Below are 12,250 nucleotides of genomic sequence, written 5' to 3'. Positions count from 1 at the left end.
CCTTATCGCGGCAAATAGTGCCATGAAATGTCAGAATCTGATGACAAAGCATGGAAGTCCGGCAGATAGTGCCATAGAACGTCATTATTTACCGCACCAGGCTGATACGCCGGCAAATAGTGCCATAAAACGTCACTGTTTGTAAGTGTTTTGATGCGGTACGGTAAATAGTGCCGTTGAATGGCATTATCCGCCGCAAATTCATCAATATGCGCTAAACAATGCCATATTGTGCGGATTCAGAGTGCCGCCGTACCGCTGGTGTGCTCGCCCTTGGCATCGCTGTGGCGTTTGGGCAATACAATCTCAAAATCAGCACCGCGGCTGTCATCCACCACCCGCACAGTGCCTCCGTGCAACCCTGCGGCCCATCGGGCTATGGAGAGCCCGATGCCGGTGCCTCCGGATTCGGTGCCGACTCCTCCCTCGCCGTTGTTACCTTTGACAAAGCGACGAAAAATATTGGCGCGCTCAGATTTGGGTATCTGCGTGCCGAAATTGATGACGTTGGTCACCACCGTGCTGTGGATGCGGTCTTCGTGCGCCTGGACGAGGATGTTGGTGTGGTCGGCGGAATGTTTGAAGGCATTGGAGAGAACGTTGGTAAACAGTTGGCTCAGCCGGTCACGGTCTCCCTCAAGCGTGATTGATTTGGAGGCGTGGATCTGAACATTGTGGTTGTGCCCGGCATCTGCTATTTCGAGCGGTTCCAGTGTTTCGTCCAAAAAATCGGCGAAGTTGAACTGTTCGATGCTAAGACTCGCGGCTCCTGCCTCCATGCGTGAGAGGTCGAGTAGAAAGGCGATGAGGTCTGAGAGTCGGTGTGTTTGTTCGAGGATCCGCTCCATATTCGCCGGCGTGGGTTCCACCACACCGTCTGCGAGATTCTCCAGCATGGCCTGGAGGGCCGAAACCGGAGTGCGCAGCTCGTGGCTGACGTTGGCCACCATGTCACGGCGCATCTTATCCGCGTGCTGGAGTTCCCCTGCCATCACATTGAACGAGCGCGCCAGCTGCCCCACTTCGTCGGTGCGTCTGTCGTCGGCCTTGACGCGAACGTCGTAATCGCCGTTTGCCATTGATTCTGCGGCATCCCTCATCTGCTTCAGCGGTGCGATGAGACCTCGGGAAAAAACGTATGTGATGCCCAGTGCCACAATCATGGTCACCGGCATGGCGATCCACCCGCTGAGCCCCACCTTGAGTAGAAACCAGGCCATGACGAACGCGATGCCCGTGGACGAGACGATGATGGCGCTCAGCTCAACCTTCAGGGAAGAGAACAGCCGCACAGGTCGGCTGTTCTCCAGAAGCTTTTCGGAACCTTCCTTGATGGTTCGTATATCGTGCATGTCGGGTTTGTGCATAGGCCGCACCTAGAACCCGGGAGTGTCATAACTGGGAATCATCCTTGGCGTTGCCGTGCCAGTGCCTGAATCATCCAAACCGCCTGCTGCAGCATTTTGCGATGTCCCGATATTTTCGTAATCGATGTCGTTGAGAGTCCAAGTCGTGTTTTCCTCGCTGCCCTCGGGCGGAATGAACGCATAACCCACACCGTGTGCGGTGCGGATACGGTCGGTGCCGATTTTGTGGCGGAGCGCCTTCACGTGGGAGTCCACGGTGCGCGTGTTGGATGAGTCATACCAATTCCAGATAATTTTAAGCAACTCATTGCGTTTGAAGACGATGCGTGGCTTACGCGCCAATGTGACCAGTAAATCAAATTCCGTGGGGGTCAGGTGCACTGGTTTTCCGTTGAGCATCACCGTTCTTTCACTCGGGTTGATGACGAGAGACCCGAAGTCCAGCACTTGCTCATGGGCATTGTTCTGCGCGATGATGCTGGCCCGTCTCACTCTGCGTAGCAAGGCTTCGCAGCGTGCTATCAGCTCGCGAGGAGAGAAGGGTTTGGTCATATAGTCATCGGCTCCTGCGTTGAGGCCGTTGATCTTATCCGCCTCACTATCGCGGGCGGTGAGCATTAGCACCGGCACTGGCCGTTCCTCGATGATTCGCCTGGTGGCAGTGATGCCATCCATCACCGGCAGCATAATGTCCATGATTACGAGATCCGGCTTGATGGATCGCGCAGCACGGACCGCACTTGCACCGTCCGAGGCCACACGGGCCTTCCATCCTTTTGCGGCGATCCGTTGTGCTATGGCGGTGGCCAGATCAGGTTCGTCTTCGACGACGAGGATGGTCACAGGATTTGCATGTTGGTCCGAGCCGTTCTGCATGGATGTTCTGCCTTTCCAAAACCAATCTCACTAGCATGACCGTTGGCTTTGCTTTCTAGGATAGACCCACCACTTCCTTGCCTTGCCAAGTCGTTGCCTTATGGCATACTCATATGGTTTGTATAGAAGCTCTACGGAGGGTGCATGGAGTATCAGATTGGTGATGTGGTCGTGTATCCACGTCACGGCGCTGCAAAGGTAACGGCTTTTACGGAGCACACTATAAAGGGAGTGACTCGCCAGTATCTGCAGTTGTCTGTGCTTTCCTCGGACGGCCTCAACATCGAAGTCCCGATGGACAACGTCAAGAAGGTCGGTATTCGCAGCATCGTCGACGGCAAGCAGGTGGCCAAGGTCTTTGAGATCCTGCGCACGCCGGTCGTGGACGAGGAGAAGATGAATTGGTCGCGTCGCTATAAGCTCAACGTCGAGAAGATTTCCACAGGGGACGTCAACAAGATTGCCAAGGTGGTTCGTGATCTTTCCCAGCGCAATGTCGATGAGCATGGTCTGTCTGCGGGCGAGAAGCGGATGCTGACCCGTTCTCGCGGCATCCTCACCTCCGAAATCGCCCTTTCGGAGAAGATCGATGAGGACGAGGCCCAGCGTCTACTCGACGTGAACCTCGGGTTCGCCCCTGCAGAGCCTGGCGACGAGAACCATCACACCAAGTTCCCTAAGGAGCCGGCCAGCAAGACGTTGGCTCGTGTGGCGGCCGAGCGGGCCAAGGCGAAGGAAAAGGAAAAGACGACCAAGAAGAAGTAAGCGTTCGGATCTCATGTAGGTGCGCCTGGCATCATGAGCTGGCACTAGCGATTGGAATTGTTGTGGATTCTGATTGATAGTGTCATTTTCTGTTATTTATCGTGTGAGCAGTATGGCATGCTGTCAATTACTGTCAGGCAATGGAATGAATTGCCATTGCCTGAGGCGTAGCTTAAAGCGTGGCATTTAATATACCGACAGGTGACCTTGTGAATTCAACTGTCTTACGCCACGTATTCGATAGGTGCACTCAGTTCTACTCCCGAGGCATCTCTACGCACGTCGGGCTTGGGCAGCTCCACAGGCGAGCCGGCAGAAGTGCTGGCATGCAAGGGATATGTGCCTACGCAGGCCAACGTAAGTGTGTCCTGGCCCTTAAGGAAGCGTTGGCTGCGCACGCCGCCGGTGCCACGCCCCTTGGTGGGGTACATCTCCAACGGTGTCACCTTTGCGGCCCCCGTCTCGGTGCCTGGCAACGCCGCAGAGTCGCCGGCTATGGTGAGCACCACGGCTCCAGAGGCCGAATACAGCCCGTTTTCGCCTTCTTCGTAGTCCCATGCCACCTTCCCTGCGCTTACCACGCCAAAGGCGGCTACGTGACAGCCTGCAGCCAATCTGATGCCCTTGACACCCGCAGACATGCGCCCCTGAGGCCGTACACCAGCCGCATCGAAGGTGAGCAACGAGGAATCGGAAGAGATGAAGACGATGCGGTCTCCGTCTGCTGCGGGGGCGGCCCCAACCACGCTGTCGCCCTCTTTCAAGTCGATGACCTGCCAGGAGTCCATGGTGCTCGGGCTCTCTCGGTTCCAGCGCTTCACCGTGCCTTGCGCGGTGCCGATGGCCAGTGGTGTGGTAGCTGTGGCGGCGGTGTTGTTCTCACTATTGCCGTTCGCAGTGTTACCGTTTTCGTCGGTAGTGTTCCTGCCTTCGGCCATGGCGATGGCAGCCACCACGGTTTCACCGATGAGCGGGTCTGTGCTCTGCGTGCCGTTGAGCAACTCCGAAGCCGCTACGCCTCCGGTGACGTCTGGACTTTCTGTGACCTCGAGGGCGGGCAGATCAGCCACATGGGCCAATACCAGTCGTCCCTGTGAGGTGATCAGCCCGTACTTCGCTCTCATGGATGTGGCAAAGATCGAGACAATCTGATCGTTCGGTTTGCGTTTGTCGGATGCCATCCTGCTGTTCCACAGATCAACGGCCGCTTCCGGGAGCCTTGCCACCAGCCCGGAGGTGCTTAGCGCCACGGCGCAGGGGGCGTCATCCAGCTGTAACGCCTCAGTTGCCGCGTCTTCCTTACCGGCCTTGCGTGCGGCATTGGCTGCGGCCACAGTCGCTGCGGCGGAGGAGACCACATTGGCCGTGTGAATTGCCTTGAGTGCGGATGAGCTCACGCCTGACGTGGCTTCCTCGTTGTCGGCAGTGCCGCCTTCTGCTGTCACAGGCTTGAGTGTTCCGTCCTCATCTCGGTCGAGCAGCACAGTGCGCCTTGGGTCGCCCCATTGGGTCACGGCTTCGTCCATCTCGCCCACAATCACCTTGTCGAGGCGTTCGGGTGATGCCAGAATCTCGTTCAGTTCGTCGATTCGCTTGCGCAGATCGTCTCGTTCGCCTTCCAGCTCAATGCGACTCATCTTGGTGAGTCTGCGAAGCCGGAGGTCGAGGATGTACTGTGCCTGGATCTCGTCGAGGTCGAAGACCACCATGAGCTTGTGCTTGGCGGCATCTGCGTCTTCGGACGAGCGGATCACCTGGATCACCTCATCGATGTCGACCATGGCCAGCAGCATGCCTTCCACCAAGTGCAGCCGTTCCTGCGCCTTCCTCAGGCGGTATTCGCTACGACGGCGCACCACCACGCGTCGATGCTCGACCCACACTTCGAGCATCTCCTTCAAACCCATGGTGTGTGGTCTGCCGTGTACGAGCGCCACGTTGTTCATAGCGAAGTTGTCTTCCAGCGGTGTGTTGGCGAAGAGCTGGGCGAGCACGGAGGCCGGGTCGAAGCCGGTCTTGAGCTCGATGACGATACGTGTGCCGTTGTGCCGATCCGTCAGGTCGATGGCGCCTGAAACGCCTTCGATTTTGTGGTTTTTTGCACCGGTTGAAATACGTTCCAGCACTTTTTCCGGCCCCACCATAAACGGCAGTTCAGTCACGACAATGGCTTTCTTGCGGGCTGTCACATTCTCCACGTGCGTGGCGGAGCGGGTGGTCAGCGTTCCTCGTCCGGTCTCGTAGGCCTGGCGGATGCCCTCGCGCCCGATGATGATGCCGCCGCCCGGCCAGTCCGGCCCAGGTACGAAGCGCATGAGGTCATCCAAACTGGCATCAGGGTGTTTCATCAGGTATTTGGCGGCGTTCACCACTTCGCCGAGGTTGTGGGTGGCCATATTGGTGGCCATGCCCACCGCGATGCCCGAGGCGCCATTCACCAGGAGGTTCGGAATGGCCGCGGGCAGTACGTCGGGTTCCTTGAGTTTGTTGTCGTAGTTGGGGGAGAAGTCAACGGTGTCCTCGTCGATATTCGCGTTCATGCCAAGGGCTGCGGGAGCAAGCCTTGCCTCGGTGTATCGCGAGGCCGCCGGCCCGTCGTCCAACGAGCCGAAGTTGCCGTGGCCGTCCACCAGCGGGAGCCTCATGGCGAATGGCTGGGCCAGGCGCACCATGGCCTCGTAGATGGAGGAGTCGCCGTGCGGGTGTAGCTTGCCCATCACCTCGCCTACGGCGCGTGCGGACTTCATGTAGGCCTTGTCGGGTGTGAGGTTCATCTGACCCATCTGGTAGATGATGCGTCTCTGCACGGGCTTGAGGCCGTCCCTGGCATCGGGCAGTGCACGAGCGTAGATCACGGAGTAGGCGTATTCAAGGAACGATGTGCTCATCTCCTTGTCCAACGGTGTTTCGACGATGTTTTCCTTTACCGTGCGTGGGTCATACCCCGGTTTGGTTGTTTTTCGGCGTGATGCCATAGATAAGACTCCCTAAATCGTGACAATGGCTCTATATTAGCCAAGAACCTCGTCATCGTGAGGACCGATTGGCTCGTCCTATGCCGTTTTGTACCCACTCACCAACCTATCGTCCCGGAGTGGGTGCATTCCGGACATTCGGGCGCGTCTTGGACGTGGCGCCGCGTGGTATGTCCGAATTGTACGCAATTGGTTCCTTGTTTGATGAAAGCGGGTACGTTTCGGTCGTAAATAAGTCATATTTCGTCTGGATTGTACACGCTTATCGGTTATTGGCTGGAATCGGGTGCATTTCGGACAGTGGTGTTTGGGTATGCGGCGGTGGTTTAATGGTGCTATGAGTGTGGAGATTCCTGGTATGACGCAATTGCTTGAACATGCTCCGTTAGCGGGTTTCGGTGACGATGTACCCTCTGATGGTCAGCGTGGTGGGGCGCTTCACCTTTCCGCTTTGCTTCCGGCATTGAGCGCTGCCATCGGCTGTCCCGTCAAGACGCGTGTCCACGCCGACCCCGAGGCTTGCCGCAAGGCAATCGGCCTTCCGAAGGTCAGCTCCGCCGTGGTGGTACTCGTCGACGGCTTGGGCTACTGGAATCTCAACATGCGCATCGGACACACGCCATATCTGCGCTCGCTTATGAACCGCAGTGAGAACCAGCGTCCGCTCGCCACGAGCGTGCCGAGCACCACTCCCGCAGCCATGGGTGTCTTCGGCACCGGCACGGCGCCGGGGCTCACATCCATGACCGGCTTCACCCAGAGGAATCCGATCACCGGCGAGATTGCGCAACTCATCAGTTTCCAAGGTGCTCGCGATCCCGTAGACCTACAGCGAGAGCCCACTGTTTTTGAAAAGCTTACGGATTTAGGTGTGCGTGCCACCAGCGTGGGGTTGCGGCAGTTTGCCGATTCCGCCCTCACCCGTGCGGCACTACGCGGGAGCGTCTATGTCAGCGGTGCCACCCCGCATGCCCGTCTGATGAACGTCGTCAAATCAGCCCGTGAGCCGGGTCTTACGTACTTCTATCTGCGCGATGTCGATAAGATAGGCCACCACGAGGGGTGGGGAGAGGAAGCCTGGGTGGCCGCCTTGGAGAATGTAGACGCCCAACTTGGGCTGCTGGCCCGCAGTGTGCCCAAAGGCACGTTGATTGTGGTCGTCGCCGACCATGGTATGGTGCGCGCCGATCCTGCAAAGCGGTTCGACATCGCCGATCGGCCGGAGTTGACGCGAGGCGTGGCCTTGGTGGGCGGTGAACCTAGGGCCCCAATGCTCTACGTCGAGGATGGAGTCGATCCGCAGGATGTGGCGAGCCGTTGGGCCGATGCATTGGAGGGGAAGGCAGTGGTGCGCACCAAGTCCCAGGCTGTCTCTCTTGACATGTATGGTCCTGTGGATGAGCGCGTTCTGCCGGTGCTTGGCGACGTGATCGTGCATGCCACTGGTGAGAACACCATTGTGGACTCGCGCACGCAGAACGAAGGTGCAATGAGCCTGCTTGGTGTCCATGGCAGCTTGACGCATATGGAAGCCGACATCCCCTGCCTCATTGATCTGATCGATTGAGTGGATCGAAGCCAATCGTCTCAGTCTCCGAAGATAATTTCGTCCCAGCTGGGCATGGCGCTTCGTCCGGATTTACGTTTGCCGTTCGGTTGGGCCTTCCCGTTTCGGGTACTTCCCGGTTTCAGTCCATGTTGTCCATTCCGGTCATGTTGACCGTTCTGTTGCAAAGGTGAGAATACTTGTGTCTGCGCACTATCGGGATCCTGGCTGGCCGTTGTGGGTTCCTGATTTGTCAATTCTGCCGAGCTTTGGCTCTTTGGAGTTCTGATCACCGTATTGTCGTTGATGCTTTCCGGCGGCCAAAAGTCGCCCTGCGCTCCATTCGGCTGTGTTGAATTGCCTGGTACGGTTCCGTTGCTCGATGCACCAACTGCATATCGTCTTTGTGCCGCGTTGTCGACGGCATCAGCGGCATCTTGTTGAATTGGCGCGTATGCGGTTTCTGCTTGTGCTGAGGCTTGCTCAAATCGCTGGGATGGAACGTAGGAGTCCGGTTGTTGAGGATTGCCAGGCTCAGAGCTATCCATTGCCTCCGCCGATTCAAGCCGACCCATCTGCGCAGCCTGGGATGGTGCTGTTTGAGCAGGCAGTGCTGCTGGCTTTTGCCTTGGTGATTCACCACTCTGATTGGATTGCTGATAGGGGGGTAGTGGGTCGTAAACATTGTGCTGACGGGCAGTGGCACGGCCGGAGGCGTCACCCGTGGTCTGTTGCTTGGCGGCGATCGTACGAGGGGCCTCAACGGTTTCACCAAGCAACGCCTTTGCAGCGGCGTTCAGGCATTCCACCCCATTGTCCTGCATGCTCCAAGTCCAAACTGCGTTCACACGGTTGTGTGGTGTTTTAAACTGTGCGCAAACTCTCCAAGGTTTTCTTCCCTGGCGTGTCGCGTTCCACCTGACCGACCGGGGATTGATTTTTGCGGCTGTCAACGTCAGGTTGATCAGATCTCCGACTGTGTGCATGTGGCTACCCTTGGGCGCGTTCACGGCAAGGAATTGTTCTATGGCATCCTGTTTTTCGGTTTGCACCGAGGAGGTGAATCTACGCACCAGAGCTGCACTCAAACCATATTGCTCGGCCACCTTGTCTGGTTCTTCGCCGGCTCGTATGAGGGCTTGAATGCTTGAGATTGGAAGGGTTTGCGATTCATGCGTTGGTGCCGTCTCGGCGTTTTCCTGCCGCACCTGCTTGGCCTCCAATATGGCCAGTTCGAGTTGTTCATTGACCTGAACATGAAATACCGAAACACCGGAATGAAACACGAGGTCACCATTGTCGTCAACATGATCGAACCTCGCTTGCGCACCTGATTTGGCCGGCATCCGTCACCACTTTCCCTTATGCTTCGAACATCTATTTTTATGCTAGTCCTATAATGCCCCACGTGTCGTATTTTACCTTCCCCATAAATCGTGTATTCTGTAGCGCGTAAAAGTGATTTATTCTATATGGATATTTCACGTAAGTTGACGAAAGGAGCGAACCATGGCTCAGGATTATGATTCACCACGTAATAAGGACGAGGATGAGGAATCCTTGCAGGAACTTGGCAAAAGTTCGCAAAACGCCAATTCCGACATTGACGACGATGAGAACGCCATTGCCGAGGATTATGAGTTGCCGGGTGCTGATTTGAGCAACGAGGATTCGTCGGTCACGGTCATTCCCATGCAGGGTGACGAGTTCATCTGTTCGCAGTGCTTCCTGGTGAAGCATCGCAGCCAGCTGGCCTACACCGATGAGGCCGGCCAGCCGGTCTGCAAGGAGTGTGCCGCCTGATGGCGTTTGACGAGGCCTACAACGAACCTGAACAGGTTGAGGTGCTGCTGAAAGCGGTCGGCGAGGTGCCCGTGTCTTTGCGCTACGCTCATGCCGGAGATGCGGGTGCCGATCTTTGCACCACCCAAATGGTCACGTTGAAGCCTTTCGAGCGGGCCTTGGTTCCTACTGGTGTTTCCATTGCGCTTCCTGCCGGTTATGTCGGCTTGGTGCATCCGCGCTCGGGACTTGCCGTCAAACAGGGGGTGACCGTGCTCAATGCGCCCGGTACCATCGATGCGGGGTATCGCGGTGAGATCAAGGTGCCGCTTATCAATCTCGATTCTGAGCATACTGCCGTTTTTCATCCAGGGGACCGCATTGCGCAGCTGATTATCCAACGGTATGTCGAGGCGCGATTTGTGCCGGCACAGAAATTGCCCGGTTCCGATCGCTCTGAGCGAGGGTTCGGTTCTACTGGGCTTGCGTCCAATTGAAATGCCCGTCATCGGAGTGTCGTTTTTGTCGCTATGATGAGTCCGTATAGTAAGTAAAAGAGGGGAGTAGAGTATGGCTGATCAAGAAAACGAAAGCAGTTCTGCCAGGATGCTTGGTTGCGAGATTAGCCCCGATCCTCTTGACCCCTTGCAACCGATTGTCGTCTTGTGCCGTCAACATCATCCCGATGCCGACTTGGATATATTGGAACGGGCCTATCGCCGCGCTGTATGGCAGCATCGTGCTCAGCGCCGTCGTTCCGGCGAACCCTACATCATCCATCCTCTTGCCGTGGCACAGATCTTAGCGGATTTGGGCATGGGCCCCGCCGTTGTGGCGGCAGGTTTGCTTCACGATACGGTGGAAGACACGGACTACACGCTTGACCAATGCCGTGAGGAGTTCGGAGACACGGTGGCCGGCTTGGTGGATGGTGTCACCAAGCTGACGAATATGGAATACGGTGATTCCGCACAGGCCGAGACCATACGCAAGATGGTGGTGGCCATGAGCCGCGATGTGCGCGTGCTTGTCGTCAAGCTTGCCGACCGTGTGCACAATGCCCGCACCTGGCGTTATGTCAAGCCTTCCAATGCACAGCGCAAGGCCCGTGAGACGCTCGACGTCTACGCACCGTTGGCGAATCGACTTGGCATCAACGCCATCAAGACCGAGCTTGAAGAGTTGAGCTTCAAGGTGCTCTATCCGAAGATCTACAATGAAATCGTGGTGCTTGTCAGCCGTAGGGCCGGCCAGCGCGACGTGTATCTGAAGCAGATTCTGGAGGAGATCAAAGCCGACCTCAAGAAGCAGCATGTCAAGGCCACCGTCACCGGCAGGCCGAAGGATTACTTTTCGATCTACCAGAAGATGATCGTGCGCGGCCACGATTTTGCCAACATCTACGACCTTGTGGGCGTGCGTATCATCGTCGACACCATTCAGGACTGCTATGCGGCCCTCGGTGCCGTGCATGCCCGTTGGAGCCCGGTGCCGGGGCGTTTCAAGGATTATATTGCCACGCCCAAGATGAACATGTACCAGAGCCTTCACACCACGGTGGTGGGGCCTGGCGGCAAGCCTGTGGAGATACAGATCCGCACCTGGGACATGCACCGGAGGAGCGAATTCGGCATTGCCGCCCATTGGAAATACAAGGAAAACGGCCAAAGCGGCCGAAAACTCAGTGCTCCGGATAAGGAGGATCGCAAGCGCGAGGCAGAGGGGGCCGACTCCCAGGACATCAATGATGCCGACAATCTCAAATGGATTCAGCAGCTGGCCGATTGGACCAGCGAGACGCCCGATTCCGATGAATTCCTGGGCTCGCTCAAGGAAGACCTTGGTAGTGCGGAAGTCTATGTCTTCACTCCGAAGGGCAAGATCGTGTCGTTGCCAGCGAAGGCCACGCCGGTTGATTTTGCATATGCCGTTCATACCGAAGTAGGGCACCGCACCATGGGGGCCCGTGTCAATGGCAGACTGGTGCCGCTCGACACCGTGCTGGAAAGCGGTGACACGGTTGAGATTCTCACGTCCAAATCGGGAACGGCGGGTCCTTCCCGCGACTGGCTGAGCTTTGTCAAGAGTCCAAAGGCGCGTAATAAGATTCGTCAGTGGTTCAGCAAGGAACGCCGCAGCGAGGCCATCGATGAGGGGCGTGATGAGCTTACTCGTGCGATGCGCAAGCGCAATCTGCCGGTCAGCACGTTGCTTACTCCTGAGGCGTTGGTCGGGCTGGCGGACGAGCTCAACTACGACAACGCCGATGCCGTTTTCGCCGCCATCGGCGAGGGGCAGGTCTCCACTCAAAACGCCATCACGCATCTGGTTCACGATGCCGGTAGCGAAGAGGTCGAAGACAATGTCGAGCAGGCCGAACTGCAACTTCCCTCTGAGGGCAGGCGTACTTCCAAGAAGAGTGGGTCGCTCGGTGTCGCGGTCAAGGGCGTGGGCGATGTTTGGGTCAAGCTGGCGGGTTGCTGCACGCCGGTTCCCGGAGACAAGATCGTGGGCTTCATCACCCGTAACGAAGGCGTTTCAGTCCATCGTGCCGACTGCCAGAATCTACTTGATTTGAAGAAGCACCACGCCGAGCGCATCATCGATGTCAGCTGGACAAGCGCCAAGGGGCTGTTTATGGTCAAGATCCAGGTTGAGGCCCTTGATCGGCCGCACCTGCTCACTGACATTACCCAGGCGCTTTCGGACAGTGGCGTCAACATCATCAGCGCCAGCGTTTCCACAGGGTCCGACCGTGTGGCCATCAGTCAGTTCTCCTTCGAGATGGCCGATCCCCAGCACATGGCCACGCTGCTTTCCACGGTGCGCAAGGTCGATGGTGTATTCGACGTCTACCGCATCACCGGCGCCAAGGACTCCGCCGAGCCGCGCATGCGTAAGATGCGCAGCAAGGCGAAGTAGCTTTTTCGTGAGGTTGA

Annotated in this window: 8 protein-coding genes and 1 pseudogene; 5 read left to right on the top strand and 4 right to left on the bottom strand. The window is 57.2% G+C overall.

From position 1 onward, the window contains the following. Nucleotides 1-239: 239 nt before the first annotated feature. Together ACSYSS_RS05465 and ACSYSS_RS05460 are read right to left on the bottom strand one after the other, a co-directional pair. Complete coding sequence (locus ACSYSS_RS05465; RefSeq protein WP_491703046.1) at nt 240-1,352, bottom strand: sensor histidine kinase; 1,113 nt, start codon at nt 1,350-1,352, stop codon at nt 240-242. Nucleotides 1,353-1,532: 180 nt separating this feature from the next. Continuing rightward, a pseudogene (locus tag ACSYSS_RS05460) lies at nt 1,533-2,243 on the bottom strand (response regulator transcription factor); the annotation flags it as partial. A 144-nt stretch (nt 2,244-2,387) separates the two neighbouring features. Between ACSYSS_RS05460 and ACSYSS_RS05455 the strand changes: the two are divergent. Then, the gene (locus ACSYSS_RS05455; protein WP_491703045.1) at nt 2,388-3,008 is read left to right on the top strand and encodes a CarD family transcriptional regulator; all 621 of its coding nucleotides are present in this window, start codon (nt 2,388-2,390) and stop codon (nt 3,006-3,008) included. 224 nt (nt 3,009-3,232) lie between these two features. Here the strand turns inward: ACSYSS_RS05455 and ACSYSS_RS05450 are convergent, their stop codons facing one another. After that, nucleotides 3,233-5,983, bottom strand: a complete 2,751-nt coding sequence (locus tag ACSYSS_RS05450) for a DNA gyrase/topoisomerase IV subunit A (RefSeq protein WP_491703044.1) — start codon at nt 5,981-5,983, stop codon at nt 3,233-3,235. Between the two features lie 337 nt (nt 5,984-6,320). Here ACSYSS_RS05450 and ACSYSS_RS05445 point away from each other — a divergent pair, with 337 nt between their 5' ends. Then, entirely contained in the window at nt 6,321-7,550 is a 1,230-nt protein-coding gene (locus ACSYSS_RS05445) for an alkaline phosphatase family protein (RefSeq protein WP_491703043.1), read from the top strand. Between the two features lie 20 nt (nt 7,551-7,570). Here ACSYSS_RS05445 and sepH read toward each other — a convergent pair whose 3' ends face one another. Continuing rightward, a complete protein-coding gene (gene sepH / locus ACSYSS_RS05440) occupies nt 7,571-8,875 on the bottom strand; it encodes a septation protein SepH (RefSeq protein WP_491703042.1) in 1,305 nt (434 codons plus the stop codon). A 163-nt stretch (nt 8,876-9,038) separates the two neighbouring features. Here sepH and ACSYSS_RS05435 point away from each other — a divergent pair, with 163 nt between their 5' ends. From ACSYSS_RS05435 to ACSYSS_RS05425, 3 genes are all read left to right on the top strand, one after another. Then, nucleotides 9,039-9,332 carry a DUF4193 domain-containing protein gene (locus ACSYSS_RS05435; protein ID WP_491703041.1) on the top strand — a complete coding sequence of 98 codons (294 nt, stop codon included), beginning with the start codon at nt 9,039-9,041 and terminating at the stop codon, nt 9,330-9,332. Continuing rightward, nucleotides 9,332-9,808 carry a dUTP diphosphatase gene (gene dut, locus ACSYSS_RS05430; RefSeq protein WP_491703040.1) on the top strand — a complete coding sequence of 159 codons (477 nt, stop codon included), beginning with the start codon at nt 9,332-9,334 and terminating at the stop codon, nt 9,806-9,808. Before ACSYSS_RS05435 ends, dut begins: the two co-directional genes overlap by 1 nt. Nucleotides 9,809-9,881: 73 nt before the next feature. Continuing rightward, nucleotides 9,882-12,233, top strand: a complete 2,352-nt coding sequence (locus tag ACSYSS_RS05425; RefSeq protein WP_491703039.1) for a RelA/SpoT family protein — start codon at nt 9,882-9,884, stop codon at nt 12,231-12,233. Nucleotides 12,234-12,250: the final 17 nt, after the last annotated feature.

The organism is Bifidobacterium sp. ESL1118, from assembly GCF_058505595.1.
Note: the sequence above shows the minus strand (reverse complement) of the source record. Positions and strands in the feature narration are given on the sequence as shown.